The sequence below is a fragment of the Prevotella sp. lc2012 genome, assembly GCF_900107065.1.
Taxonomy (GTDB): domain Bacteria; phylum Bacteroidota; class Bacteroidia; order Bacteroidales; family Bacteroidaceae; genus Prevotella.
The window spans coordinates 67012-92163 of sequence record NZ_FNUF01000006.1 but is presented as its reverse complement, the minus strand read 5'-3'; the positions used below and the strand labels follow the sequence as shown (position 1 = coordinate 92163).

The window sequence follows — 25152 nt, the reverse complement described above, 5'->3', positions numbered from 1 at the left end:
AAAAGTCAAAAGCAAATGATTATTGTACCGGTAAAAGAAGGCGAGAACATCGAGAAGGCCCTCAAGAAGTTTAAGAGAAAGTTCGAGAAGACAGGTGTTGTTAAGGAGCTGCGTCGTCGTCAGCAGTTTGACAAGCCGTCTGTCCTGAAGCGCCTGAAGATGGAGCACGCCGTTTACGTACAGCAGCTTCGCGCTAACGAGGAGTAAAAAGATCCTCAAAAATTTGGTAGTTTCGAATAATTTCCGTAAATTCGTAGCCGAAAGACTTATTGGCGCGGTTTATGCTGATTAACCAATTTCTGAACTACCTGCGCTATGAACGGAACGCATCTCCGCAGACAGCGCAGACATACGAGGAAAGCCTTCGGGAATTTGAATCGTATCTGACTTTTAGGGATAACGGACTCTCTTTAGAGACGGCAGATGCCGATCTGATCCGTGACTGGATGGAGAGTCTGATGGATAAAGGAAACTCTGCTTCAACGATGAATAAGAAATTGAGTGCATTGCGTTCCTTTTATCGCTTTTCCCTTCAACGGAAGTTGGTTGCCAAGGATCCTGCACATGGTGTGACAGGACCGAAGAAGTCAAAACCGCTGCCCCAGTTCCTCCGAGAGGGGGAAATGGACAAGTTGCTCGACATGCAGGAATGGGGGGATAGTTATAATGATGTACGTGCGCGTACAATATTATTATTATTCTATGAGACAGGCCTTAGGCGTTCAGAACTTGTTGGGTTGAACGATGAGGATGTCGACTTGACTGCCAGGCAACTTAAAGTGACAGGTAAGCGAAACAAACAGCGTGTGATTCCCTTTGGGGAGGAATTGTCGGAAGCCTTGGTTCGTTATCGGACGATCCGTGGTCAGATAGAGCGCAATAGTAATGCGCTGTTCTTGAATGATAAGGGCGAAAGGATATCAGGTGGTCAGGTGTATGCTTTGGTACGCCGATATCTGACGACAGTCACTTCTCTGAAAAAACGTTCTCCCCACGTACTCAGACACACATTTGCAACTGCGATGTTGAATAACGGGGCGGGATTAGAGAGTATCAAGAGCCTGTTGGGACACGAGAGTGTCAGTACGACAGAGATCTATACACACACTACGTTTGAACAGCTGAAGCGAGTTTATAAAGAGGCTCACCCAAGAGCCTGAACCTTATTAATAACTATTTTAAAATAGGAGGTAACTATGGAGATTATGATTAAGTCGATTCACTTCGACGCTACCGAGAAGTTACAGGCGTTCGTTGAAAAGAAGATCGCCAAGTTGGAAAAGTCTTTTGAAGATATACAGAAAGTAGAGGTGCAATTGAAAGTGGTGAAGCCCGCTACTGCCCAGAATAAAGAAGTAAGCCTGTCTGTGGCAGTCCCAGGAAGTACATTGTTCGTGGAAAAGATAAGTGACACATTTGAGGAAAGCACAGACCTTTGTGTTGACTCCATGCGGGCTCAACTCCAGAAATTCAAGGAAAAATTAAGGAATAGATAAAAAAAACTTGGAAAAGTTTTGGTAATTCAAAAATAATGCCTAACTTTGCAGCCGTTTTCCGACAGGTCGTAAATCTGAAACAGAGAGCGGCTGCTTAGAAAAGCCTCTTTAGCTCAGTTGGCCAGAGCACGTGATTTGTAATCTCGGGGTCGTTGGTTCGAATCCGACAAGAGGCTCAAGGAGACCAGAGGGTGAGCAAAATCGCCTAAAGTCTAAATGATCGGGAACGGCTAAAGCTAACAGCTAACAGCTAATAGCTAATCGCTACCAGCCTACAGCTAATGGCAAATGGGTGTTTTCCAGAGTGGCCAAATGGGGCAGACTGTAAATCTGCTGTCTTTCGACTTCGGTGGTTCGAATCCATCAGCACCCACTCTCAAGAGATGTTTCGCGGAAATAGCTCAGTTGATAGAGCACTAGCCTTCCAAGCTGGGGGTCGCGGGTTTGAGCCCCGTTTTCCGCTCAAAGTTGCGATGACGCGAGAGTAGGAAACTCGCTAATGCCGAGCACGAGCAGTTTCGCACTTTGAAGTGCAACTTGCTGTAATAGCTCAGTGGTAGAGCACTTCCTTGGTAAGGAAGAGGTCCTGAGTTCAACTCTCAGTTACAGCTCTCTTGGATGGTAAGGAGGAGCAGGAAACTCGAATTATTCATAAAGTTAATAACAAGAAAAATGGCAAAAGAGAATTTTGTGCGCACCAAACCGCACGTAAACATTGGTACTATTGGTCACGTTGACCACGGTAAGACAACTCTGACTGCTGCTATCACCACCGTACTGGCTAAGCAGGGTCTCTCTGAGGTTAAGTCATTCGATCAGATTGACAACGCTCCCGAGGAGAAGGAGCGTGGTATTACTATTAACACCGCTCACGTTGAGTACGAGACAGCTACTCGTCACTATGCTCACGTTGACTGCCCGGGACACGCTGACTATGTGAAGAACATGGTAACCGGTGCTGCCCAGATGGATGGTGCTATCCTTGTTGTTGCTGCAACTGACGGTCCTATGCCTCAGACTCGTGAGCACGTTCTGCTCGCTCGTCAGGTGAACGTTCCCCGTCTGGTTGTGTTCCTGAACAAGTGCGATATGGTTGAGGATGAGGAGATGCTGGAGCTCGTTGAGATGGAGGTTCAGGAGATTCTCGCTCAGTACGAGTTCGAGGATGATACTCCTATTATCCGTGGTTCTGCTCTTGGTGCACTGAACGGTGTTGCTAAGTGGGAGGAGAAGGTAATGGAGTTGATGAACACCTGTGATACTTGGATCCAGGAGCCTCCTCGTGCTACCGATAAGCCTTTCTTGATGCCTGTTGAGGACGTGTTCTCTATCACTGGTCGTGGTACTGTTGCTACTGGTCGTATTGAGACTGGTGTGATCCACGTAGGTGACGAGGTTGAGTTGCTCGGACTTGGTGAGGACAAGAAGTCGGTTGTTACTGGCGTTGAGATGTTCCGTAAGATTCTTGACGAGGGTCAGGCTGGTGATAACGTAGGTCTGCTTCTCCGTGGTATTGATAAGAATGAGATCAAGCGCGGTATGGTGCTCTGCCATCCGGGTCAGATCAAGCCTTTCAAGAAGTTCAAGGCTTCTATCTACGTCCTGAAGAAGGAAGAGGGTGGTCGTCACACTCCGTTCGGTAACAAGTATCGTCCTCAGTTCTACCTCCGCACCATGGACTGCACAGGTGAGATCACACTCCCTGCTGGCGTTGAGATGGTGATGCCTGGTGACAACGTGGAGATTACTGTTGAGCTGATCTACGCTGTGGCTCTGAACCCAGGTCTTCGTTTCGCTATCCGCGAGTGTGGTCGTACCGTAGGTTCTGGTCAGATCACAGAGGTATTCGAGGACTAATCCTCACTACTCTTTAGATTGTCTATAAGAATAGATAAGAGCCCCCACACTTAGGTGGTGGGGGCTTACTTACGGGAATAGCTCAGTTGGTAGAGCATCGGTCTCCAAAACCGAGGGTCGTGGGTTCGAGTCCTCCTTCCCGTGCAAAATAACAAAGGATATGTTTAAGAAGTTTTTCGATTACTGTAAAGCTTGTTATGACGAGTTGGCTCATAAGACTACATGGCCGACTCGCAAGGAGTTGACCCATAGTGCAGTGGTGGTTCTTTCGGCCTCCCTGATTATTGCACTTGTGGTCTGGGCAATGGATTTCGTTTTCAAGTCAGTAATGAGCCTGGTTTATCCAGGATAATAATCAGATAAGATGGCTCAGACGGGAATGAAGTGGTATGTGCTGCGCGCTGTCAGCGGAAAAGAGGCTAAGGTTAAAGAATACCTTGAGGCTCTTATGAAGAATGATACGATGCTTGCTGCGAATGTAGGTCAGATTTTACTTCCTACGGAGAAATATGCACAGCTTCGTAATGGCAAGCGTGTTGTTAAGGAGAAACTGTTCCTCCCGGGATATGTCCTCGTAGAGGCAAATCTTCAGGGCGAAATTGCTCACACGTTGCGCTTCATGCCTAATGTGTTGGGCTTCTTGGGTGGTTTGGATAATCCTACACCGGTACGTCAGGCTGACATTAACAGGATTCTCGGTACTGCAGAGGAGACTATCATCAAGAGTGAGGAAATTGCTGTTCCTTACACTGTTGATGAAGCTGTGAAGGTGACCGACGGTCCGTTTAGTGGATTCAGCGGTGTCATTGAGGAGGTGAATGCCGAGAAGCGTAAACTGAAGGTCATGGTTAAGATTTTCGGTCGTAAAACTCCATTAGAACTGAGTTATAATCAGGTAGAAAAAGAATAGGGCGTTAATGTTACGGTTCGCCCGATTCTCTATATACGGTCGCAGGAGGCTTCCACTCCTAAGGCTTATATAACAATTCAAATAATAAATAACAGAAATGGCTAAAGAAGTTGCTGGATTAATCAAATTACAGATTAAAGGTGGCGCTGCGAATCCTTCTCCCCCAGTAGGACCTGCATTGGGTTCTAAGGGTATTAATATTATGGGATTCTGCAAAGAGTTCAACGCCAGAACCCAGGATAAGGCAGGAAAAATTATTCCTGTTGTTATCACTTACTATACCGACAAGTCATTCTCGTTCGAGCTCAAAACTCCTCCTGCAGCTGTTCAGCTGAAGGAGGCTGCAAAGGTTAAGAGCGGTTCTGCTGAGCCCAACCGTAAGAAGGTCGCCAAGGTAACTTGGGATCAGGTTCGTGCTATTGCAGAGGATAAGATGAAGGACTTGAACTGCTTTACCGTTGAGTCGGCTATGAAGTTGGTCGCTGGTACAGCGCGTAGTATGGGTATCACTGTAGAAGGGGAGTTCCCTGGTAAATAATTAATAACTTCAATTAAGACAATGAGTAAACTGACAAAAAATCAAAAGTTGGTAGCTGATAAGGTTGAAGCAGGGAAAGCATACTCTTTGAAAGAAGCCGCTGCGCTGGTGAAGGAGATTACCACCACCAAGTTTGAGGCTTCTGTCGATATCGATGTACGCTTGGGCGTAGATCCGCGTAAGGCTAACCAGATGGTTCGTGGCGTTGTTTCGCTGCCGAACGGTACTGGTAAGGTGACACGCGTGCTCGCTCTCTGTACTCCTGATCAGGAGGCTGCTGCTAAGGAAGCAGGTGCCGACTATGTTGGTCTTGACGAGTATATCGAAAAGATCAAGGGCGGTTGGACAGATGTAGATGTAATCATCACGATGCCGTCTTGTATGGGTAAGCTCGGTCCTCTCGGCCGTGTACTCGGTCCCCGTGGCCTGATGCCTAACCCAAAGAGCGGTACTGTAACAATGGATGTTGCTAAGGCTGTGAAGGAGGTGAAGCAGGGTAAGATCGACTTTAAGGTTGACAAGGCAGGTATCGTGCATACGTCAATCGGTAAGGTAACTTTCACTGCTGATCAGATCTTTGAAAATGCTAAAGAGTTCATCTCTACCATTATCAAGCTGAAGCCTGCAGCTGCAAAGGGAACATACATCAAGAGTATCTTCCTCTCAAGCACTATGAGTATGGGTATCAAGGTAGATCCTAAATCAGTTGAATAACTCGTTAAAAGATTAGACAAATGAAAAAGGAAGTAAAAGATACTATCATCGTAGAACTTGGAGAGAAACTGAAGGCATTCCCGCATTTCTATCTGGTGGATATCGCCGGCTTGAATGCAGAGAAGACCAGTGAGCTCCGTAGGAAGTGCTTCAAGAGCGAGATCAAATTGCTGGTTGTGAAGAACAAACTTCTCCACAAGGCCTTTGAGGCTTCAGAGATTGATTTCTCTCCGTTGTATGACTGCCTGAAGGGAAATACGGCTATCATGTTCGCACAGACGGCCAATGTCCCTGCTAAGCTGATTAAGGAGTACAAGAAAGAAGGTATCCCCGCCCTGAAGGGTGCATATGCAGAGGAGAGCTTCTTCGTTGGTGCTGACAAACTTGATGAGCTGGTTGCAATCAAGAGCAAGAACGAACTGATCGCAGATGTTGTAGCTCTGCTGCAGTCTCCGATCAAGAATGTTGTCTCTGGCTTGAATGCTGGTGGCAAGGTGCATGGACTGCTTGACGCTATCGCTGAGCGTAATAAATAAGCGAAAGAAGTAACATTATCATTAAAAAACAATTAAATTTTTAAATAAAATGGCAGATATTAAAGCTATTGCAGAAGAGTTGGTAAACCTTACTGTAAAAGAAGTTAACGAGTTGGCAACAGTCCTGAAGGACGAGTATGGAATTGAGCCTGCTGCTGCAGCCGTTGCTGTAGCTGCTGGTCCTGCAGCTGGTGGTGAGGCCGCTGCTGCTGAGGAGAAGTCTTCATTCGACGTTGTTCTGAAGTCAGCAGGTGCTGCAAAGCTTCAGGTTGTGAAGGCCGTTAAGGAGGCTTGTGGTCTTGGTCTGAAGGAGGCTAAGGATCTGGTTGACGGTGCTCCCGCAACTGTAAAGGAAGGCCTGTCTAAGGAAGAGGCTGAGAACTTGAAGAAGACCATCGAGGCCGCTGGTGCCGAGGTTGAGCTGAAGTAATTCGCACAACAATACTGATGTGGTTGGGGACTCTCCAGTCGAGGGTTCCCGACCATTTTCTGTCTTATAATCCGGTTCTTCCGGATAACTCCGGGAATAGACCGGTTCATAGATTCAACAACAAAAGAATATGGCTTCAAAATTAGTAGATAACAGAGTAAACTTTGGCAGCGTCAAGAATCCAATGCCGTTTCCGGATTTCCTTGATGTGCAATTAAAGTCGTTCAAAGACTTCCTGCAGTTGGACACTCCGCCTGAGGAACGCAAGAATGACGGTTTGTATAAGGTGTTCGCGGAGAACTTCCCTATCACCGACACACGTAATAATTTCGTTCTTGAGTTCCTGGATTACTATATTGATCCTCCCCGCTACACTATTGACGAATGTCTGGAGCGCGGACTAACATATAGCGTGCCTTTGAAGGCTAAGTTGAAACTGTATTGTACGGATCCGGATCATGAGGACTTCGGAACAGTAATCCAGGACGTGTTCCTGGGCCCGATTCCTTATATGACGGCCAACGGTACTTTTGTTATCAATGGAGCTGAGCGCGTCGTTGTATCTCAGTTGCACCGTTCTCCTGGTGTATTCTTCGGTCAGAACGTACATGCCAATGGTACACTGCTGTACTCCGCACGTATCATCCCGTTCAAAGGATCGTGGATTGAGTTTGCTACGGATATCAACAATGTGATGTACGCATACATCGACCGTAAGAAGAAATTGCCAGTAACGACTTTGCTCCGTGCTATCGGGTTTGAGACGGATAAGGACATCCTCCAGATCTTCAATCTTGCCGAGGAGGTGAAAGTGAACAAGAGTGCCCTGAAGAAGGTGCTTGGATGTAAGCTTGCTGCACGTGTGCTGAAGAGTTGGAACGAGGATTTCGTTGATGAGGATACCGGTGAAGTTGTTTCTATCGAGCGTAACGAGGTGATCATGGAGCGTGAGACGGAGATCACCGAAGATAATATGATGGAGATTCTTGAGAGTGGTGCCCAGACCATCCTCGTACATAAAGATGAGGCTGTCGCCCAGGATTTCTCGATTATCTTCAATACATTGGCTAAGGATCCCAGTAACTCAGAGAAAGAGGCTGTCCTATATATCTATCGTCAGTTACGTAATGCAGACCCTGCTGATGATGCCAGTGCTCGTGAGGTCATCCAGAACCTGTTCTTCTCTGACAAACGCTATGACTTGGGTGATGTGGGTCGTTATCGCATCAACAAGAAACTGAACTTGAATACTGATATGGATGTCCGTGTCCTGACGAAGGAGGATATTATTGAGATTATCAAGTACCTGATTCAGTTGGTGAACTCCAAGGCTGCCGTCGATGATATTGACCACCTGTCAAACCGTCGAGTGCGTACAGTGGGTGAGCAGTTGTCGAATCAGTTCTCTATCGGTCTGGCACGTATGAGCCGTACGATCCGTGAGCGCATGAATGTGCGTGATAATGAGGTGTTCACTCCGACGGATTTGATCAATGCCAAGACAATCTCTAGTGTCATTAATTCGTTCTTCGGAACGAATCCACTGTCGCAGTTCATGGATCAGACGAACCCGTTGGCAGAGGTGACACATAAGCGTCGTCTCTCGGCTCTCGGTCCTGGCGGTCTGTCTCGTGAGCGTGCCGGTTTTGAGGTGCGTGACGTACACTATACACACTATGGTCGTCTTTGTCCGATTGAGAGCCCTGAGGGTCCGAACATCGGTCTGATATCATCGCTGTGTGTATATGCCAAGATTAATGAACTCGGCTTCATCCAGACTCCGTATCGTAAGGTAGAGAATGGTGTTGCCAACCTGAATAATGACGAGATCGTCTATCTTACCGCAGAGGAGGAATCCGATCACATCATCGGTCAGGGTAATGCACCGTTGAACGATGACGGTACATTTATCCGTGAGGTCGTGAAGTGTCGTCAAGATGCCGACTTCCCCGTTGTTCCACCGACGGATGTTGATCTGATGGACGTCTCTCCGCAGCAGATTGCCTCTATCGCAGCCTCTCTGATTCCGTTCCTGGAGCATGATGATGCTCACCGTGCACTGATGGGATCGAACATGATGCGTCAGGCTGTGCCTCTGCTTCACAATGAGGCTCCTATCGTGGGTACTGGTATCGAGAAGCAGGTTTGTGAGGATTCTCGCACGATGGTGACCGCTGAGGGTGACGGTGTCGTTGAGTATGTTGATGCGACAACCATTCGTATCTTGTATGACCGTACTGAGGACGAGGAGTTTGTAAGTTTTGAGCCTGCTCTGAAGGAGTATCGTATCGCTAAATTCCGTCGTACGAACCAGAATATGACCATCGATTTGCGTCCTATTTGTGAGAAGGGCCAGCGTGTGAAGAAGGGTGATATTCTGACTGAGGGTTATGCCACCGAGAATGGTGAATTGGCTCTGGGTCGTAACCTGCTCGTGGCTTACATGCCTTGGAAGGGTTATAACTATGAGGACGCCATCGTTCTTAACGAGCGCATCGTTCGTGAGGATATCCTAACTTCTGTTCATGTGGATGAGTATTCGCTTGACGTTCGTGAGACCAAACGTGGTGTCGAGGAGTTTACCGCAGATATTCCTAACGTCAGTGAGGAAGCTACGAAGGATCTTGACGAGAATGGTGTGATTCGTGTTGGTGCACGTGTAGAGCCGGGCGACATCCTGATTGGTAAGATTTCACCGAAGGGTGAGAGCGATCCTTCTCCTGAGGAGAAACTGCTTCGTGCTATCTTTGGTGATAAGGCTGGTGATGTGAAGGACTCTTCATTGAAGGCAAATCCTTCGCTGACTGGTGTCATTATCGATAAGAAGATGTTTGCACGTGCTATCAAGGATCGTAAGTCAAAGCAGCAAGATAAGATTGTGCTGGCTAAGATTGACGAAGAGTATGAGGCAAAGGTAGACGACCTGAAGGACATTCTTATCGATAAGTTACTCGAACTTACCAAGGGCAAGACCTCTCAAGGTGTCAAGGACTATACTGGTGCTGAAATCATCACCAAGGGTAGTAAGTTCTCTGCGGCTGCTCTGAGAAATCTAGAGTATGGTGATATCCAGATCAGCAACTGGACGAATGACGAACATAAGAATGAGTTGATCGCTAAGCTGATCATCAACTTCATGAAGAAATATAAGCTGTTGGATGCAGAGATGAAGCGTAAGAAGTTTGCCATCACTATTGGTGATGAGCTGCCTTCTGGTATCCTGCAGATGGCTAAGGTATATGTAGCTAAGAAACGTAAGATTGGTGTGGGTGACAAGTTGGCCGGTCGTCACGGTAATAAAGGTATCGTGTCTAAGGTGGTGCGTCAGGAGGATATGCCATTCCTCGAGGACGGTCGTCCCGTTGATCTCGTGCTGAACCCGCTGGGTGTGCCTTCACGTATGAACCTCGGTCAGATCTTCGAGGCTATCCTCGGTGCTGCCGGTAAACGTTTGGGCGTGAAGTTTGCTACGCCGATCTTCGACGGTGCCAAACTAGATGACCTCGCCGAGTGGACCGACAAGGCAGGTCTGCCGCGTCTCTGCTCTACACACCTCTATGATGGTGAGACGGGTGAGATGTTCGACCAGCCTGCAACGGTGGGTATCACCTACTTCCTTAAGCTCGGTCACATGGTAGAGGATAAGATGCACGCCCGTTCTATCGGTCCGTACAGTTTGATCACTCAGCAGCCTCTCGGCGGTAAGGCCCAGTTCGGTGGCCAGCGTTTCGGAGAGATGGAGGTCTGGGCACTGGAGGCTTTTGGTGCCAGTCATGTTCTTCAGGAGATTCTGACTATCAAGTCGGATGATACTGTTGGTCGTTCCAAGGCTTATGAGGCTATTGTCAAGGGTGAGCCGATGCCGACACCGGGAATTCCTGAGTCTCTCAACGTGCTGCTCCATGAGTTGCGCGGTCTCGGTCTGAGCATCACGCTCGATTAAGCGAGTTAAGTATTAAAAGTTACGAATTAAGAGAAAGATAATATATATGGCTTTCAAGAAAGATTCAAAAGTTAAGAGTAATTTTACGAAAATTACCATTGGACTTGCTTCGCCCGAAGAAATCCTCGAGAGTAGCTTCGGTGAGGTTACCAAACCTGAAACCATCAACTATCGTACGTACAAGCCGGAACGCGACGGTCTGTTCTGTGAACGCATCTTTGGTCCGACGAAGGATTACGAATGTGCCTGCGGAAAGTATAAACGTATCCGTTATAAGGGCATTGTCTGTGACCGTTGTGGCGTGGAAGTGACGGAGAAGAAGGTCCGTCGTGAGCGTGCTGGTCACATCGAATTGGTGGTACCTGTCGCACACATCTGGTATTTCCGTAGCCTTCCCAATAAGATTGGTTATTTGCTCGGCCTTCCCACCAAGAAACTCGACGCTGTAATCTACTACGAGCGATATGTTGTGATTCAGCCGGGTGTTATGGCTGGTAAGAAGGATGCTGAAGGCAATGATGTCATCGGCTCAAATGTGTACGACCTGCTCTCTGAAGATGAGTATAACGAGATTATGGATAATCATGTCTCGCCTGAGAACGACTATTTGGACGACAGCGATCCTAATAAGTTCATCGCTAAGATGGGTGCTGAGGCCATTTACGACTTGCTCGTACGTTTGGACCTCGACTCTCTGTCGTATGAGTTACGCGATCGTGCCAATAGCGATTCTTCTATGCAGCGTAAGAACGAGGCCCTGAAGCGTCTGCAGGTGGTTGAGGCTTTCCGTCAGAGTGTGGAGAAGGGAATCAACCGTCCTGAGTGGATGATTATGAAGATTATCCCTGTCACACCTCCCGAGCTCCGACCGTTGGTGCCACTGGATGGTGGTCGTTTCGCCACATCCGACTTGAATGACCTCTATCGTCGTGTGATTATCCGTAACAACCGTCTGAAAAGACTCATGGAGATCAAGGCTCCTGAGGTGATTCTTCGTAACGAGAAACGTATGCTTCAGGAAGCTGTCGACTCTCTCTTCGACAATAGCCGTAAGTCATCGGCTGTCAAGAGCGACAGCAACCGTCCTCTGAAATCTCTTTCTGACTCACTGAAGGGTAAGCAGGGACGCTTCCGTCAGAACCTGCTCGGTAAGCGTGTCGACTACTCAGCCCGTTCGGTGATCGTCGTCGGCCCTGAGTTGAAGATGGGCGAGTGTGGTCTGCCGAAATTGATGGCTGCCGAACTTTATAAGCCGTTTATCATCCGTAAGCTCATCGAGCGTGGTATTGTGAAAACGGTGAAGAGCGCCAAGAAGATTGTTGATCGTCGTGAACCGGTCATCTGGGATATCCTTGAGAACGTGATGAAGGGTCATCCTGTTCTGCTGAACCGTGCACCAACACTGCACCGTCTCGGTATCCAGGCCTTCCAGCCAAAGCTTATCGAGGGTAAAGCCATCCAGTTGCATCCGTTGGCATGTACGGCGTTCAATGCCGACTTCGACGGTGACCAGATGGCTGTCCACCTCCCGCTAAGCAATGAGGCTGTTCTCGAGGCGCAGTTGCTGATGCTCCAGAGCCATAACATCTTGAATCCTGCCAATGGCGCACCAATTACCGTGCCTTCTCAGGATATGGTGCTGGGTCTATATTATATCACGAAGATTCGTCCGGGTGCCAAGGGTGAGGGTTTAACCTTCTATGGCCCCGAAGAGGCTATCATTGCCCATAATGAGGGTAAATGTGACCTTCACGCTCAGGTGAAGGTTGTTGTTGACGATGTTGTTGACGGTAAGGCTGAGCGCCATATGGTGGAGACATCCGTCGGTCGTGTCATCGTGAATGGCATCATCCCGAACGAGGTAGGTTTTGTCAACAAGGTTATCTCTAAGAAGAGTCTGCGTGATATCATTGCTGATGTAATTAAGAACGTGGGCTTTGCAGAGGCTTGTGAATTCCTTGATGGCATTAAGAACCTCGGTTATCGTATGGCTTATCTGGCCGGTCTGTCGTTCAATCTCGATGATATCATTATTCCGAAAGAGAAGGCTGATCTGATCAAGAAGGGTAATGAGGAGGTTCGTCAGATTACTGACAACTATAATATGGGATTCATCACCGACAATGAGCGTTATAATCAGGTAATCGATACTTGGACTCATGTCAACAACGATATTGGTAATATCCTGCTGAAGCAGATGACCGAGGCTGATCAGGGCTTTAACGCTGTGTTCATGATGCTTGACTCTGGTGCCCGTGGATCTAAGGACCAGATTAAACAGCTTTCCGGTATCCGCGGTCTGATGGCTAAGCCTCAGAAGGCTGGTGCTGAAGGACACCAGATTATTGAGAACCCGATCCTGTCGAACTTTAAGGAGGGTATGTCTGTGCTTGAGTACTTTATCTCTACTCACGGTGCCCGTAAGGGTCTTGCTGATACCGCTATGAAGACGGCAGACGCTGGTTACTTGACTCGTCGTTTGGTCGATGTGTCTCACGACGTGATCATCACTGAGGAGGACTGCGGAACCCTGCGTGGCCTGCAGTGTACAGCTTTAAAGAGCGGCGACGAGATTATCTCTAGCCTGGCTGAGCGAATTCTGGGTCGTGTGTCTGTACACGATGTCATTAACCCGAAGACGGGTGAAGTGATTGTTGAGGCTGGTGAGGAAATTACTGAGAGTGTAGCCGATGCAATTGAGAAGGCTGACATTGAGAGCGTTGAGATCCGTTCTGTGCTCACCTGCGAGTCGAAGAAGGGCGTATGCATGAAGTGTTATGGACGTAACCTCGCTACCCGTCGTATGGTACAGAAGGGTGAGGCTGTCGGTGTGATTGCTGCACAGGCTATCGGTGAGCCGGGTACACAGTTGACTCTGCGTACATTCCACGCCGGTGGTGTTGCTGCCAACGCAGCTGCCAATGCAAGTATCGTATCGAAGTATGATCGTGCCATGATTGAGATGGAGGAAGTTCGTACTGTTCCGTTTGATGAGGATGGTCGTGACTGTGAGATGGTAGTTAGCCGTCTGGGTGAACTCCGCTTTGTCGACCCGAACACGAAGATTGTTCTTTCTACGGTGAACGTGCCTTATGGTTCTTCTCTCTATTTCCGTAATGGCGATGAGGTAGCTAAGGGTGATAAAATTGCCCAGTGGGATCCGTTCAATGCGGTCATCGTTACCGAGTATGCTGGTCGCCTGAAATTCAATGATGTCATCGAGGGTGTAACCTTCCGTGCTGAGACTGACGAAACAACAGGTCTGACAGAGAAGATTGTTACTGAGTCGAAGGACAAGTCGAAGGTTCCTACCTGTGATGTGATCGGCGCTGATGGCGAGGTCATCGGAACATATAACTTCCCTGTGGGTGGTCACGTGGTCGTTGAAGACGGTCAGACTGTTAAGACCGGTGAGACCCTCGTGAAGATCCCGCGCGCTGCCGCCAAGGGTGGTGATATCACTGGAGGTCTGCCGCGTGTCACTGAGCTCTTCGAGGCTCGTAACCCGTCGAACCCTGCTGTCGTCTCCGAGATTGACGGTGAGGTTACCATGGGTAAGGTTAAGCGCGGTAACCGTGAGATCATCGTTACCTCTAAGACAGGTGAGCAGCGTAAATATCTCGTATCCCTGTCAAAGCAGATCCTGGTACAGGAACATGATGCCGTTCGTGCTGGTACACCGCTCTCTGACGGTGTGATCACACCGGCCGACATCTTGGCTATCAAGGGTCCCACCGCCGTTCAGGAGTATATCGTGAATGAGGTACAGGATGTGTATCGTCTGCAAGGCGTGAAGATTAACGATAAGCACTTCGAGATCATTGTTCGTCAGATGATGCGTAAAGTTCAGATTAATGAACCAGGTGACACCTCTTTCCTTGAGCAGGAGATTGTCGACAAACTCGACTTCGCTGAGGAGAACGACCGTATCTGGGGTAAGAAGGTGGTGACCGATGCCGGTGATTCCGAGAATCTTCAGAAGGGACAGATCGTAACCTCGCGTAAGCTCCGCGACGAGAACTCGATGCTAAAGCGTCGTGACCTCCGTCTCGTACAGGTTCGTGATGCTGTACCCGCCACATCTACTCAGATTCTGCAGGGTATCACACGTGCCGCACTCCAGACGAAGTCGTTCATGTCTGCTGCTTCGTTCCAGGAGACGACGAAGGTGCTCAACGAGGCCGCTATCCGTGGTAAGGTAGACCATCTGGAGGGTATGAAGGAGAACGTGATCTGCGGTCACCTGATTCCTGCCGGTACGGGTCTGCGTGAGTTCGATAAGATTATTGTTGGTTCCAAGGAGGAGTATGAGCGTATTCAGGCTAACCGCAAGAATGTTCTTGACTTCGCTGAGGAGACCGTGCTTGACGAGAAATAATTTTCTTTTCATGAATACTGAAAGGGCGTTGTACAGTTAGCTGTACAGCGCCTTTTTGCCCAAAGATTAAATGTATGCAAAACGTGATATACTATGAACGAGAATAACAACAGACAGCAGGGACTGCAGATTGACCTGCCGCAGGATGTGGCACAGGGCGAGTATGCAAACTTCGCCATCATTACACATGGTTCAAGTGACTTCGTGGTTGACTTCGCCAGGGTGCTCCCTGGAGTGCCGAAGGCTCAGGTGTGCAGCCGTGTGATACTTGCCCCTGAACATGCTAAGCGACTGCTTGGCGCTCTTCAGGAGAATATCATGCGCTACGAGGCTGAGTTCGGAACCATAAGAATCCCAACTCAAGAACCGCAGGCAATCGCCCCATTCGACCTTTCGAAAGGGGAGGCGTCGTAGGGTAATTATTGCTAATTAATTCAAAAAGTGTTATATCTTGTTAAATCAGACAGGGTGTAACGCTTTTTCTTTTTTATATATTAGGTGGTTTCGGAAAATAGTTGTACCTTTGCAGCCCGAAACGCCTCTTTAAGCGAGAAGCGGCGTGTAAAGTGCTGAATATAAACAGAATAAACATATTAAATTATTAAATTAAAAGTATTATGCCTACAATTTCACAATTGGTAAGAAAGGGCAGAAAGGTGATTGTTGACAAGTCAAAGTCGCCGGCTTTGGACAACTGTCCTCAGCGTCGTGGTGTCTGCGTACGTGTTTACACAACAACCCCGAAGAAGCCTAATTCGGCTATGCGTAAGGTAGCCCGTGTTCGTCTGACAAATCAGAAGGAAGTTAACTCTTACATCCCTGGAGAGGGACACAACCTGCAGGAGCACTCTATCGTGCTTGTTCGCGGTGGTCGTGTAAAGGACCTGCCAGGTGTACGTTATCACATTGTTCGCGGTACGCTCGATACAGCTGGTGTCGCAAATCGCACACAGCGTCGCTCAAAGTACGGAGCTAAGCGTCCTAAGGCTAAGAAGTAATGACCGGAGAAGGTTAGTCAGGCCAAACAAAGAAAAGTAAAAATCGTTTTGCTGGAGCGTCGGTTTTACCGACAGATGTTAAAAGGTTGAGTAAATACTCTCGTGTGAGTGTTGAAGAACAAGTAAGAACAGCCCAAGCAGAATTTAATCATTCAAAACAAAATGAGAAAAGCAAAACCCAAGAAGCGTGTGATCCTGCCGGATCCCGTGTTCAACGACCAGAAAGTGTCGAAGTTTGTGAACCATCTGATGTTTGATGGTAAGAAGACCAAGTCGTATGAGATCTTCTACAATGCACTGGAGACAGTGAAGGCTAAGATGAACAACGAGGAGAAGTCTGCCCTCGAGATTTGGAAGCAGGCCCTCGATAACATCACTCCTCAGGTGGAGGTTAAGAGCCGCCGTATCGGTGGTGCTACGTTCCAGGTTCCGACGGAAATCCGTCCTGACCGTAAGGAGAGCGTGTCTATGAAGAATATGATCTCTTTCGCCCGTAAGCGCAGCGGTAAGTCTATGGCTGACAAGCTTGCAGCCGAGATCATGGATGCCTATAACAACCAGGGTGGCGCCTTTAAGCGTAAGGAGGATATGCACCGTATGGCTGAGGCTAACCGCGCATTTGCTCACTTCAGATTCTAAGATAGGTTTAAGGTAAAGTAGTTAAAGGATAAACAAGAATGGCAAATCGCGATTTACATTTGACGAGAAACATCGGTATTATGGCTCACATCGATGCCGGTAAGACAACGACTTCTGAGCGTATCCTGTTCTATACAGGTAAGACGCACAAGATCGGTGAGGTACATGATGGAGCTGCAACGATGGACTGGATGGCTCAGGAGCAGGAGCGTGGTATTACAATTACCTCTGCTGCAACAACCTGTAACTGGACATGGAATAACAAGACATTCAAGATCAATCTGATCGACACTCCGGGACACGTCGACTTTACAGCTGAGGTGGAGCGTTCACTGCGCGTGCTCGACGGTGCTGTGGCTACATATTCTGCAGCTGATGGCGTACAGCCTCAGTCAGAGACGGTATGGCGCCAGGCCGACAAGTACAATGTGCCCCGTATCGGCTATGTTAATAAGATGGACCGCTCTGGTGCAGACTTCTTCGAGACTGTGCAGCAGATGAAGGACATCCTGGGCGCTAATCCTGTTGTTATCCAGGTGCCCATCGGTGCTGAGGAGAACTTCAAGGGTCTGGTAGACCTGATCAAGATGAAGGCTATCCTGTGGCACGATGAGACCATGGGTGCCGAGTATGATGTCGAGGATATCCCTGCAGACCTTGAGGCTGAGTGCGACGAGTGGCGTAATAAGCTGCTTGAGGCTGCTGCCGAGTACGATGAGGCTCTGATGGAGAAGTATTTCGATGATCCTAACTCAATCACAGAGGAGGAGATTATCGCCGCTATCCGTAAGGGAACCATCGCCATGCAGTGCACCCCGATGCTGCTTGGTTCTTCATATAAGAACAAGGGCGTTCAGCCCCTCCTTGACTATGTGTGCGCCTTCCTGCCGGCTCCTGTCGACGTAGAGGTGATCAAGGGTACCAACCCCAGCACAGAAGAGGAAGAGGATCGTAAGCCTTCTGAGGACGAGCCGACATCGGCTCTGGCCTTTAAGATCGCTACCGACCCGTACATGGGCCGTCTGGTGTTCTTCCGTGTTTACTCGGGTAAGATCACTGCCGGAAGCTATGTGTTCAACCCCCGTTCAGGTAAGAAGGAGCGTATCAGCCGTCTGTTCCAGATGAACTCAAATAAGGAGATCCCCATGGAGTCCATCGATGCCGGTGATATCGGCGCAGGTGTAGGCTTCAAGGATATCCGCACAGGTGATACCCTCTGCGACGAGGGACATCCTATCGTGCTCGAGTCCATGACCTTCCCCGATACTGTGATCTCTATCGCAGTTGAGCCGAAGAGCCAGGCCGACGTGGCTAAGCTCGATAACGGTCTCGCCAAGTTGGCTGAGGAAGACCCGACATTCACCGTACGTACCGACGAGCAGAGTGGTCAGACCATCATCTCAGGTATGGGTGAGCTTCACCTCGATATCATCATCGACCGTCTGAAGCGCGAGTTCAAGGTTGAGTGTAACCAGGGTAAGCCGCAGGTTAACTACAAGGAGGCTATCACGAAGACCGTCATGGGCTACCGTGAGGTTTACAAGAAGCAGTCTGGTGGTCGCGGTAAGTTCGCTGATATCATCGTGAACGTTGGTCCGGTCGATGACGATTGGGATATCGCTAAGGACGGTGGCCTGCAGTTCGTGAACGAGGTCAAGGGTGGTAATATCCCCAAGGAGTTTATCCCCTCTATCCAGAAGGGTTTCGAGGCAGCCATGAAGAATGGTATCCTCGGTGGCTATCCGATGGATTCGCTGAAGGTCGTTGTCGTGGATGGTTCGTTCCACCCCGTTGACTCTGACCAGCTCTCGTTCGAGATCGCAGCCCAGATGGCTTATAAGTCTGTCTGCGCTCAGGCTAAGCCTGTGCTGATGGAGCCCATCATGAAACTCGAGGTGGTGACACCCGAGGAGAACATGGGTGACGTGATCGGCGACCTGAACAAGCGTCGTGGTCAGGTAGAGGGCATGGAAGAGGCTCGCAGCGGTGCCCGTGTCGTGAAGGCTCAGGTTCCCCTGTCAGAGATGTTCGGTTATGTGACCGCTCTTCGTACCATCACCTCAGGCCGTGCTACCAGTTCTATGGAGTACGATCACCATGCACCGCTCTCAAGCTCTATCGCCAAGGCAGTGCTCGAGGAGGTGAAGGGTCGTGCCGACCTCGTGTAAAAGAGACAATACGGAGTGCCGCTGAGTAAATGACTCTTTAGCGGCCTCCACTTTTCATAATCAATTATTAATAATTCAACAAATGAGTCAGAAAATTCGTATTAAGCTGAAGAGCTACGACCACAAACTCGTGGACAAGTCAGCAGAGAAGATCGTGAAGGCTGTGAAGGCTACCGGTGCTATCATCAGCGGTCCTATCCCCCTTCCCACACACAAGCGTATCTACACTGTAAACCGCTCTACCTTCGTTAACAAGAAGGCTCGTGAGCAGTTCCAGCTGTCAGACTACAAGCGTCTGATCGACATCTACAGCTCTACAGCTAAGACCGTCGATGCCCTGATGAAGCTCGAGCTCCCCAGCGGTGTTGAGGTTGAGATCAAGGTATAGGATCGTACTCATCCTTATGATAGGCAGCGTGCTCTTTCGGGCGCGCTGTTTTTGTTTTGGTCAAAATCGGCGGATTTGGTCGTCAAAACCGGCGGATTTGGTCAGCAATTCCGCCGATTTTGGACTGTAAGGTTTGGCAGTTTGAATAATAATCCTTATATTTGCAAGCAAAAAACGAAGTATGGCTATTCATTACAGACTGGTTCAGAACAAGATTAAGAGCGACCGGAACTACGGCAAATACTATGCCCACACCGTCAAGCAAGGTGAAATCTCGCTCGAGGAGATAGAGAGGATGATCGAGACGAACTGCTCGGCAAAGGCCTCGGACGTGAGACTGGTGCTGCGTGAGCTGTTTGATACCGTGCGCCATTACATGCAGAATGGCTACGTCGTCGACTTGAAAGAGATGGGTAAACTCTCAATCTCTGTGAAAAGCGTCTGCGTGGACAACCCGAAGGAGTTCCGTCGTGACCGGCATATCACTGGGTTCAAGTGCAACTATACCCCTCACGGTGAGCGCTACAAGCCATCAGACGGTGCCCTGGCCGGCCATATCCGGCGTGGCCTGCTGGAAGAGTGCGAGGCCATAGAAGCACCTTCCGGAAGTAAGGCCAAGTGATGCTGATATGCTTATCAGATAGGTCGTTCCTCTTGTGCCATAGGGTGTGGAAATTATAAAAAACCTTAAAAGTTGCTTTGGAAAGCTAATTAATGTTGCGTGTTCCAATAAATAGTAGTACCTTTGCACCCGCGAAAGTGCGTATTGCGCTGGCTTGTATGCTATCAATACTCTGGTAAAGAGCGACTTAGCCTTCAAAAATGAAGCAGTTGAAGTTCCTTTTTAAGTGAGTTTGTATGCATCGGGAATAGCGAGATGACACTTAAAAAGAAACTTTATATATTAACATCATTATTAATTTTAAACTGAAATGCCAGGATTAATTGGAAGAAAAATCGGAATGACATCCGTTTTCAGTGCCGACGGTAAGAATGTGCCGTGCACTGTCATCGAAGCTGGTCCTTGTGTTGTAACTCAGGTTAAGTCTGTAGAGAAGGACGGTTACAAGGCCGTTCAGCTCGCCTTCGGAGAGAAGAAGGAGAAGAACACCACCAAACCAATGATGGGTATCTTCAAGAAGGCTAACACAACACCAAAGGCCCACTTGGCCGAGTTCAAGTTTGACGAGGAGTATAACCTCGGCGACACCATCACGGTCGACATCTTCGAAGGTGCCGAGTTTGTTGATGTGGTCGGTACGTCTAAAGGTAAGGGATTCCAGGGTGTTGTGAAGCGCCATGGTTTCGGTGGCGTAGGCCAGTCTACACACGGTCAGGACGACCGTCTGCGTAAGCCGGGTTCTATCGGTGCCTGTTCTTATCCCGCCAAGGTGTTCAAGGGAATGCGCATGGGCGGCCAGATGGGCGGCGACAGAGTGACAACTCAGAACCTCAAAGTGTTAAAGGTAATACCGGAGCACAACCTGATCCTTGTGAAGGGTAGCTGCGCTGGTTACAATGGTTCAACTGTAATAATCAACAAGTAAAGATGGAAGTTAGCGTATTAAATATCAAAGGTCAGGAGACCGGAAGAAAGGTGACTCTGAACGAGGCTATCTTCGGCATTGAACCTAATGACCACGTTCTTTATCTGGATGTTAAGCAGTATCTGGCCAACCAGCGTCAGGGTACAGCTAAGTCGAAGGAGAGAAGCGAAATCTCTGGTTCTACTCGCAAGCTCGGTCGTCAGAAAGGTGGCGGCGGCGCTCGTCATGGTGATATCAACTCTCCGCTGCTCCGTGGTGGTGGCCGCGTGTTCGGTCCGACACCCCGTGACTATAGTTTCAAACTGAACAAAAAAGTAAAGGTTCTTGCTCGTAAGTCCGCTCTGTCTTACAAGGCACAGGAGAATGCAATCGTGGTTGTAGAAGACTTCACTATGGAGGCTCCGAAGACTAAAGAATTCATAAACATTGCAAAAAATCTCAAAGTGGATGGTAAGAAGGTCCTCTTCGTTTTGTCAGGAACAAATAATAACGTATATTTGTCGGCTCGCAATCTGCAGGGCGCAGAAGTGATGGAGGCATCGACGGTCAATTCGTACAAAGTTTTGAATGCCGATGTGCTTGTTATTTCCGAGAAGTCTCTGGAGACTATCGACAGTATCTTAAACAAATAAAGGAGGCAATAAGATATGGCATTTATCATCAAACCTCTGGTCACTGAGAAGATGACCAAGATTACAGACAAGTCTTCTGTAGAGAAAACTTATAAGGTGAAGGGTGAGGAGAGGACCAAGAAGGCCGAGGCTAAGTATGGTTTCATCGTTCGTCCCGAGGCTAATAAGCTTGAGATTAAGAATGAGGTCGAGAGCATGTACAATGTTACAGTGATCGATGTGAACACGTGCCGTTATGCCGGAAAGCGTAGCTCTCGCTACACCAAGGCAGGTCTGATCAAGGGTCAGAAGAACGCGTTCAAGAAGGCTATCGTTACCTTGAAGGAGGGCGATACAATTGATTTTTATAGCAATATTCAATAATAGAAATGGCAGTACGTAAATTAAAACCCGTAACTCCGGGTCAAAGACACAAGATTATTGGCACGTTCGAGGATATTACTGCATCCGTGCCAGAGAAGTCTCTCGTCTTCGGTAAGCGTTCAACCGGCGGTCGAAACAACACCGGTAAGATGACTGTCCGCTACATGGGCGGCGGCCACAAGAAGAAGTATCGTCTGATCGACTTCAAGCGAGAGAAAGATGGTGTTCCAGCTGTAGTGAAGACAATCGAATACGATCCGAACCGTTCGGCTCGTATCGCTCTGTTGTTCTACGCTGATGGTGAAAAACGTTACATTATTGCTCCTAATGGACTGCAGGTTGGTGCAACCCTGATGTCAGGAGCTGAGGCAGTGCCCGAGGTGGGTAATGCTCTCCCGCTCGCTAACATCCCCGTCGGTACCGTCATCCACAACATTGAGATGCGTCCCGGCCAGGGTGCCAAGCTCGTTCGTTCGGCTGGTAACTTTGCTCAGTTGACTTCTCGTGAGGGCAGCTATTGTGTGATCAAGCTCCCCTCAGGTGAGACTCGTCAGATTCTCTCCGCTTGTAAGGCTACTGTAGGTAGTGTAGGTAACTCAGACCACGCACTTGAGCAGTCTGGTAAGGCTGGTCGCAGCCGCTGGCTGGGTCGTCGCCCGCACAACCGTGGTGTTGTTATGAACCCGCATGATCACCCGATGGGTGGTGGTGAAGGACGTCAGTCTGGAGGTCACCCACGTTCACGCAAGGGCTTGTACGCTAAGGGTCTTAAGACTCGTGCACCGAAGAAGCTTTCAAACAGATACATCATTGAAAGAGCTAACAAGAAGTAATCACGAAGTTAATTAGAAGAGTAAATTATGAGTCGTTCATTAAAGAAAGGTCCGTACATCAACGTCTCACTCGAGAAGAAGATTCTCGCTATGAATGAGAGTGGTAAGAAAAATGTCGTTAAGACATGGGCCAGAGCATCAATGATCTCCCCGGACTTCGTGGGACACACTGTTGCAGTTCATAACGGTAATAAATTTATCCCTGTCTACGTTACTGAGAACATGGTTGGTCACAAGCTCGGTGAGTTCGCACCCACCCGTCGCTTCGGTGGTCACGCCGGTAACAAGAAATAATCCCAGGGGTAGTTAAGAATTAAGAATTAAGAATTAGAAATTACAATGGGAGCAAGAAAACATATTAAGGCTGAAGAAAGAAAGGCAGCACTTAAGACACAGTATTTTGCCAAGCTGAAAGGCTGTCCCTCTTCACCTCGTAAGATGCGCTATGTCGTAGACATGATTCGCGGCATGGAGGTCAATCGCGCCCTTGGCGTGCTGAGGTTCTCCAAGAAGGCAGCAGCAGCTCAAGTAGAGAAACTCCTCCGTTCGGCTATCGCCAACTGGGAAGCTAAGAATGACCGCAAGGCTGAGGACGGTGAGCTGTTCATCACCCGCGTATTCGTTGACGAGGGCGTTACAATGAAGAGAATGAGACCGGCACCGCAGGGTCGTGGATATCGTATCCGCAAGCGTTCCAATCACGTGACTCTGTTTGTAGACGCTAAAACTAATGACGTAAAAGAATAAGTATGGGACAGAAAGTTAATCCAATAAGCAACCGTCTTGGTATTGTTAGAGGTTGGGATTCAAATTGGTTCGGAGGCAAGGACTTCGGAGATAACCTGGTAGAGGATCAGAAAATCCGTAAGTACCTGAACGAGCGTCTGGCAAAGGCCAGCGTTTCGAAGATTGTCATCGAGCGTACGTTGAAGCTGGTTACCATTACTATCTGCACGGCTCGTCCGGGCATCGTCATCGGTAAGGGTGGTCAAGATGTTGACAAACTGAAGGAAGAGCTGAAGAAGCTCTATGACAAGGAGATCCAGATTAATATCTTCGAGGTAAAGCGTCCAGAGCTCGATGCCACGATTGTTGCCAACAACATCGCTCGCCAGGTAGAGGGCAAGATCGCATATCGTCGTGCCATCAAGATGGCTATCCAGAATACGATGCGCGCTGGCGCCGAGGGTATCAAGGTACAGATCTCAGGTCGTCTTAACGGAGCAGAAATCGCCCGCAGCGAGATGCTGAAGGAAGGCCGTACGCCGCTTCATACTTATCGTGCGGACATCGACTACTGCCATGCAGAGGCACTGACCAAGGTCGGTCTGCTGGGTATCAAGGTTTGGATTTGCCGCGGTGAGATCTACGGAGACGTAGACCTGGCTCCGAACTTCGCTCAGGAGAAGTCTGGCGGTCGTGGCAATGGTGGCCGTGGCGGTGACAGGAAGTTCCGTAATAAGAAGAATAATAACCGTTAAAAGTAGAAGCTTATTATGTTACAGCCAAAAAGAGTAAGATATAGAAGACCTCAGGACGGACGCGGCAACAAAGGCGACGCCCACAGAGGTACAACGCTGGCTTTCGGCTCATTCGGTATCAAGACTATGGACGCCAAGTGGATCGACAGCCGCCAGATTGAGGCAGCCCGTGTTGCCATCAACCGTTATATGAACCGTGAAGGTCAGGTATGGATCCGCATCTTCCCCGACAAACCAATCACTCGCAAGCCTGCTGACGTGCGAATGGGTAAGGGTAAGGGAGATCCCGCAGGATGGGTTGCACCTGTTACACCGGGCCGTATCCTCTTTGAAGTAGAAGGCGTTCCTTTCGAGGTTGCTAAGGAGGCTCTCCGCCTCGGCGCACAGAAACTGCCGGTTAAGACAAAGTTTGTTGTTAGACGTGATTACGATAAAAACGCTTAATTGAGTATGAAGATTAAAGAAGTAAGAGAGCTCGAGACCAAGGATTTGGCAGAGCGCATTGAGGCAGAGGTAGCAAAGTACAACCAGATGAAGTTGAACCACGCCATCACTCCTCTTGAGAATCCGTCTCAGATTAAGGCTGCTCGTCGTGATATCGCACGTATGAAATCAGAACTTCATCAGAGAGAACTTAAAAAATAACAATGGTCCATATGGAAACAAGAAATTTAAGAAAGACAAGACAGGGTGTTGTTATCAGCAACAAGATGGATAAAACCATTGTTATTGCCGCTAAGTTCAAGGAGAAGCACCCTATTTATGGTAAGTTTGTCCAGAAGACAAAGAAGTATCACGCACACGACGAGAAGAACGAGTGCAACGTAGGTGATACCGTGCTCATTATGGAAACCCGTCCTCTGTCCAAGACAAAGAGATGGAGATTAGTTCAAATCGTAGAAAAAGCTAAGTAATTATGATACAGACAGAATCAAGACTTACAGTAGCTGACAACAGCGGTGCACGTGAGGCTCTCTGCATCCGTGTATTGGGCGGAACAAAGCGCCGTTATGCCAGCGTAGGTGATATCATCGTCGTCTCTGTCAAGAACGCGATCCCTACAAGTGACGTGAAGAAGGGTGCAGTATCAAAGGCTTTGGTTGTTCGCACAAAGAAGGAGATTCGTCGTGCTGATGGTTCGTACATCCGTTTCGACGACAACGCCTGCGTGCTGCTGAACAATGCCGGTGAGCTTCGTGGTAGCCGTATCTTCGGCCCCGTTGCCCGTGAGCTCCGTGCCGTTAATATGAAAGTCGTTTCTTTGGCACCTGAGGTACTTTAATATTTTAAAATGAAACAAG

Annotated in this window: 29 protein-coding genes and 5 tRNA genes; all 34 read left to right on the top strand. The window is 48.7% G+C overall.

The features are described from left to right. Nucleotides 1-15: 15 nt before the first annotated feature. The 34 genes from rpsU (at nt 16) to rplN (ending at nt 25133) form a co-directional block, all read left to right on the top strand. The gene (rpsU, locus tag BLU99_RS11380) at nt 16-207 is read left to right on the top strand and encodes a 30S ribosomal protein S21 (protein WP_013065274.1); all 192 of its coding nucleotides are present in this window, start codon (nt 16-18) and stop codon (nt 205-207) included. 74 nt (nt 208-281) lie between these two features. Further along, nucleotides 282-1160, top strand: coding sequence for a site-specific tyrosine recombinase/integron integrase (xerA, locus tag BLU99_RS11375; protein ID WP_091902228.1), 879 nt, complete (start codon nt 282-284; stop codon nt 1158-1160). Nucleotides 1161-1196: 36 nt separating this feature from the next. Beyond that, nucleotides 1197-1496: a ribosome hibernation-promoting factor, HPF/YfiA family gene (gene hpf / locus BLU99_RS11370; RefSeq protein ID WP_091902226.1), complete on the top strand. Its 300-nt coding sequence runs from the start codon at nt 1197-1199 to the stop codon at nt 1494-1496. A 102-nt stretch (nt 1497-1598) separates the two neighbouring features. Beyond that, a tRNA-Thr gene (locus BLU99_RS11365) sits at nt 1599-1672 on the top strand. Nucleotides 1673-1786: 114 nt separating this feature from the next. Next, a tRNA-Tyr gene (locus BLU99_RS11360) sits at nt 1787-1869 on the top strand. Nucleotides 1870-1886: 17 nt separating this feature from the next. Beyond that, nucleotides 1887-1959, top strand: a tRNA-Gly gene (locus BLU99_RS11355). Between the two features lie 76 nt (nt 1960-2035). Next, nucleotides 2036-2107, top strand: a tRNA-Thr gene (locus BLU99_RS11350). A 61-nt stretch (nt 2108-2168) separates the two neighbouring features. Further along, nucleotides 2169-3353: an elongation factor Tu gene (tuf, locus tag BLU99_RS11345; protein ID WP_091902224.1), complete on the top strand. Its 1185-nt coding sequence runs from the start codon at nt 2169-2171 to the stop codon at nt 3351-3353. A 71-nt stretch (nt 3354-3424) separates the two neighbouring features. Next, nucleotides 3425-3497 (top strand) — tRNA-Trp (locus tag BLU99_RS11340). Between the two features lie 16 nt (nt 3498-3513). Further along, nucleotides 3514-3705: a preprotein translocase subunit SecE gene (gene secE / locus BLU99_RS11335; protein WP_091902222.1), complete on the top strand. Its 192-nt coding sequence runs from the start codon at nt 3514-3516 to the stop codon at nt 3703-3705. A gap of 12 nt (nt 3706-3717) precedes the next feature. After that, a complete protein-coding gene (gene nusG, locus BLU99_RS11330; protein WP_091902220.1) occupies nt 3718-4263 on the top strand; it encodes a transcription termination/antitermination protein NusG in 546 nt (181 codons plus the stop codon). 97 nt (nt 4264-4360) lie between these two features. Further along, nucleotides 4361-4801 (top strand): 50S ribosomal protein L11, encoded by a 441-nt coding sequence (gene rplK / locus BLU99_RS11325; RefSeq protein ID WP_091902218.1) that lies wholly within the window; start codon nt 4361-4363, stop codon nt 4799-4801. 21 nt (nt 4802-4822) lie between these two features. Further along, a complete protein-coding gene (gene rplA, locus BLU99_RS11320) occupies nt 4823-5515 on the top strand; it encodes a 50S ribosomal protein L1 (protein ID WP_091842959.1) in 693 nt (230 codons plus the stop codon). A 20-nt stretch (nt 5516-5535) separates the two neighbouring features. Next, nucleotides 5536-6051, top strand: coding sequence for a 50S ribosomal protein L10 (rplJ, locus tag BLU99_RS11315; protein WP_091902215.1), 516 nt, complete (start codon nt 5536-5538; stop codon nt 6049-6051). A 49-nt stretch (nt 6052-6100) separates the two neighbouring features. Next, the gene (rplL, locus tag BLU99_RS11310) at nt 6101-6481 is read left to right on the top strand and encodes a 50S ribosomal protein L7/L12 (protein ID WP_091902213.1); all 381 of its coding nucleotides are present in this window, start codon (nt 6101-6103) and stop codon (nt 6479-6481) included. A gap of 130 nt (nt 6482-6611) precedes the next feature. After that, a complete protein-coding gene (gene rpoB / locus BLU99_RS11305) occupies nt 6612-10424 on the top strand; it encodes a DNA-directed RNA polymerase subunit beta (protein WP_091902211.1) in 3813 nt (1270 codons plus the stop codon). A 46-nt stretch (nt 10425-10470) separates the two neighbouring features. Beyond that, on the top strand, nt 10471-14802 hold the full coding sequence (gene rpoC / locus BLU99_RS11300) for a DNA-directed RNA polymerase subunit beta' (RefSeq protein WP_091902209.1): 4332 nt from the start codon (nt 10471-10473) through the stop codon (nt 14800-14802). A gap of 93 nt (nt 14803-14895) precedes the next feature. After that, a complete protein-coding gene (locus BLU99_RS11295) occupies nt 14896-15216 on the top strand; it encodes a DUF3467 domain-containing protein (RefSeq protein WP_091902207.1) in 321 nt (106 codons plus the stop codon). A gap of 203 nt (nt 15217-15419) precedes the next feature. Next, nucleotides 15420-15800, top strand: a complete 381-nt coding sequence (rpsL, locus tag BLU99_RS11290) for a 30S ribosomal protein S12 (RefSeq protein WP_013063973.1) — start codon at nt 15420-15422, stop codon at nt 15798-15800. A gap of 162 nt (nt 15801-15962) precedes the next feature. Further along, nucleotides 15963-16439, top strand: a complete 477-nt coding sequence (gene rpsG, locus BLU99_RS11285; RefSeq protein WP_091902204.1) for a 30S ribosomal protein S7 — start codon at nt 15963-15965, stop codon at nt 16437-16439. 38 nt (nt 16440-16477) lie between these two features. After that, on the top strand, nt 16478-18607 hold the full coding sequence (gene fusA, locus BLU99_RS11280; protein ID WP_091902202.1) for an elongation factor G: 2130 nt from the start codon (nt 16478-16480) through the stop codon (nt 18605-18607). 82 nt (nt 18608-18689) lie between these two features. Next, nucleotides 18690-18995: a 30S ribosomal protein S10 gene (gene rpsJ, locus BLU99_RS11275; protein ID WP_013064715.1), complete on the top strand. Its 306-nt coding sequence runs from the start codon at nt 18690-18692 to the stop codon at nt 18993-18995. Between the two features lie 181 nt (nt 18996-19176). Next, on the top strand, nt 19177-19617 hold the full coding sequence (locus tag BLU99_RS11270; protein ID WP_091902199.1) for an HU family DNA-binding protein: 441 nt from the start codon (nt 19177-19179) through the stop codon (nt 19615-19617). Nucleotides 19618-19927: 310 nt separating this feature from the next. Beyond that, entirely contained in the window at nt 19928-20542 is a 615-nt protein-coding gene (rplC, locus tag BLU99_RS11265; protein WP_091902197.1) for a 50S ribosomal protein L3, read from the top strand. 2 nt (nt 20543-20544) lie between these two features. After that, the gene (gene rplD, locus BLU99_RS11260) at nt 20545-21174 is read left to right on the top strand and encodes a 50S ribosomal protein L4 (protein ID WP_091902195.1); all 630 of its coding nucleotides are present in this window, start codon (nt 20545-20547) and stop codon (nt 21172-21174) included. A 15-nt stretch (nt 21175-21189) separates the two neighbouring features. Beyond that, entirely contained in the window at nt 21190-21537 is a 348-nt protein-coding gene (gene rplW / locus BLU99_RS11255) for a 50S ribosomal protein L23 (RefSeq protein WP_091902193.1), read from the top strand. Between the two features lie 5 nt (nt 21538-21542). Continuing rightward, nucleotides 21543-22370 carry a 50S ribosomal protein L2 gene (gene rplB / locus BLU99_RS11250; protein WP_091902191.1) on the top strand — a complete coding sequence of 276 codons (828 nt, stop codon included), beginning with the start codon at nt 21543-21545 and terminating at the stop codon, nt 22368-22370. 27 nt (nt 22371-22397) lie between these two features. Then, nucleotides 22398-22664 (top strand): 30S ribosomal protein S19, encoded by a 267-nt coding sequence (gene rpsS / locus BLU99_RS11245; protein WP_013065476.1) that lies wholly within the window; start codon nt 22398-22400, stop codon nt 22662-22664. Nucleotides 22665-22709: 45 nt separating this feature from the next. Beyond that, entirely contained in the window at nt 22710-23117 is a 408-nt protein-coding gene (gene rplV / locus BLU99_RS11240) for a 50S ribosomal protein L22 (protein WP_091902189.1), read from the top strand. 2 nt (nt 23118-23119) lie between these two features. Continuing rightward, entirely contained in the window at nt 23120-23851 is a 732-nt protein-coding gene (rpsC, locus tag BLU99_RS11235; RefSeq protein ID WP_091902187.1) for a 30S ribosomal protein S3, read from the top strand. Between the two features lie 15 nt (nt 23852-23866). Then, the gene (gene rplP / locus BLU99_RS11230; protein WP_091902184.1) at nt 23867-24295 is read left to right on the top strand and encodes a 50S ribosomal protein L16; all 429 of its coding nucleotides are present in this window, start codon (nt 23867-23869) and stop codon (nt 24293-24295) included. A gap of 6 nt (nt 24296-24301) precedes the next feature. After that, entirely contained in the window at nt 24302-24496 is a 195-nt protein-coding gene (rpmC, locus tag BLU99_RS11225; protein ID WP_091902264.1) for a 50S ribosomal protein L29, read from the top strand. A gap of 2 nt (nt 24497-24498) precedes the next feature. Then, nucleotides 24499-24765, top strand: coding sequence for a 30S ribosomal protein S17 (rpsQ, locus tag BLU99_RS11220; protein ID WP_091902182.1), 267 nt, complete (start codon nt 24499-24501; stop codon nt 24763-24765). A 2-nt stretch (nt 24766-24767) separates the two neighbouring features. Further along, entirely contained in the window at nt 24768-25133 is a 366-nt protein-coding gene (gene rplN, locus BLU99_RS11215; RefSeq protein WP_091902180.1) for a 50S ribosomal protein L14, read from the top strand. Nucleotides 25134-25152 lie beyond the last annotated feature (19 nt).

What these genes read in the sequence shown, in the direction of transcription:
- hpf (WP_091902226.1), top strand. Translation starts at nt 1,197, where the DNA reads ATGGAGATTATGATTAAGTCGATTCACTTCGACGCTACCGAGAAGTTA.
- rplV (WP_091902189.1), top strand. Translation starts at nt 22,710, where the DNA reads ATGGGAGCAAGAAAACATATTAAGGCTGAAGAAAGAAAGGCAGCACTT.
- tuf (WP_091902224.1), top strand. Translation starts at nt 2,169, where the DNA reads ATGGCAAAAGAGAATTTTGTGCGCACCAAACCGCACGTAAACATTGGT.
- rplL (WP_091902213.1), top strand. Translation starts at nt 6,101, where the DNA reads ATGGCAGATATTAAAGCTATTGCAGAAGAGTTGGTAAACCTTACTGTA.
- rplB (WP_091902191.1), top strand. Translation starts at nt 21,543, where the DNA reads ATGGCAGTACGTAAATTAAAACCCGTAACTCCGGGTCAAAGACACAAG.
- rplW (WP_091902193.1), top strand. Translation starts at nt 21,190, where the DNA reads ATGGCATTTATCATCAAACCTCTGGTCACTGAGAAGATGACCAAGATT.
- nusG (WP_091902220.1), top strand. Translation starts at nt 3,718, where the DNA reads ATGGCTCAGACGGGAATGAAGTGGTATGTGCTGCGCGCTGTCAGCGGA.
- secE (WP_091902222.1), top strand. Translation starts at nt 3,514, where the DNA reads ATGTTTAAGAAGTTTTTCGATTACTGTAAAGCTTGTTATGACGAGTTG.
- rplJ (WP_091902215.1), top strand. Translation starts at nt 5,536, where the DNA reads ATGAAAAAGGAAGTAAAAGATACTATCATCGTAGAACTTGGAGAGAAA.
- rpsC (WP_091902187.1), top strand. Translation starts at nt 23,120, where the DNA reads ATGGGACAGAAAGTTAATCCAATAAGCAACCGTCTTGGTATTGTTAGA.
- rplK (WP_091902218.1), top strand. Translation starts at nt 4,361, where the DNA reads ATGGCTAAAGAAGTTGCTGGATTAATCAAATTACAGATTAAAGGTGGC.
- rpsU (WP_013065274.1), top strand. Translation starts at nt 16, where the DNA reads ATGATTATTGTACCGGTAAAAGAAGGCGAGAACATCGAGAAGGCCCTC.
- rpsG (WP_091902204.1), top strand. Translation starts at nt 15,963, where the DNA reads ATGAGAAAAGCAAAACCCAAGAAGCGTGTGATCCTGCCGGATCCCGTG.
- rplC (WP_091902197.1), top strand. Translation starts at nt 19,928, where the DNA reads ATGCCAGGATTAATTGGAAGAAAAATCGGAATGACATCCGTTTTCAGT.
- fusA (WP_091902202.1), top strand. Translation starts at nt 16,478, where the DNA reads ATGGCAAATCGCGATTTACATTTGACGAGAAACATCGGTATTATGGCT.
- rpoB (WP_091902211.1), top strand. Translation starts at nt 6,612, where the DNA reads ATGGCTTCAAAATTAGTAGATAACAGAGTAAACTTTGGCAGCGTCAAG.
- rpsL (WP_013063973.1), top strand. Translation starts at nt 15,420, where the DNA reads ATGCCTACAATTTCACAATTGGTAAGAAAGGGCAGAAAGGTGATTGTT.
- BLU99_RS11295 (WP_091902207.1), top strand. Translation starts at nt 14,896, where the DNA reads ATGAACGAGAATAACAACAGACAGCAGGGACTGCAGATTGACCTGCCG.
- rpsJ (WP_013064715.1), top strand. Translation starts at nt 18,690, where the DNA reads ATGAGTCAGAAAATTCGTATTAAGCTGAAGAGCTACGACCACAAACTC.
- rplP (WP_091902184.1), top strand. Translation starts at nt 23,867, where the DNA reads ATGTTACAGCCAAAAAGAGTAAGATATAGAAGACCTCAGGACGGACGC.
- xerA (WP_091902228.1), top strand. Translation starts at nt 282, where the DNA reads ATGCTGATTAACCAATTTCTGAACTACCTGCGCTATGAACGGAACGCA.
- rpsQ (WP_091902182.1), top strand. Translation starts at nt 24,499, where the DNA reads ATGGTCCATATGGAAACAAGAAATTTAAGAAAGACAAGACAGGGTGTT.
- BLU99_RS11270 (WP_091902199.1), top strand. Translation starts at nt 19,177, where the DNA reads ATGGCTATTCATTACAGACTGGTTCAGAACAAGATTAAGAGCGACCGG.
- rplD (WP_091902195.1), top strand. Translation starts at nt 20,545, where the DNA reads ATGGAAGTTAGCGTATTAAATATCAAAGGTCAGGAGACCGGAAGAAAG.
- rplA (WP_091842959.1), top strand. Translation starts at nt 4,823, where the DNA reads ATGAGTAAACTGACAAAAAATCAAAAGTTGGTAGCTGATAAGGTTGAA.
- rpsS (WP_013065476.1), top strand. Translation starts at nt 22,398, where the DNA reads ATGAGTCGTTCATTAAAGAAAGGTCCGTACATCAACGTCTCACTCGAG.
- rpoC (WP_091902209.1), top strand. Translation starts at nt 10,471, where the DNA reads ATGGCTTTCAAGAAAGATTCAAAAGTTAAGAGTAATTTTACGAAAATT.
- rplN (WP_091902180.1), top strand. Translation starts at nt 24,768, where the DNA reads ATGATACAGACAGAATCAAGACTTACAGTAGCTGACAACAGCGGTGCA.
- rpmC (WP_091902264.1), top strand. Translation starts at nt 24,302, where the DNA reads ATGAAGATTAAAGAAGTAAGAGAGCTCGAGACCAAGGATTTGGCAGAG.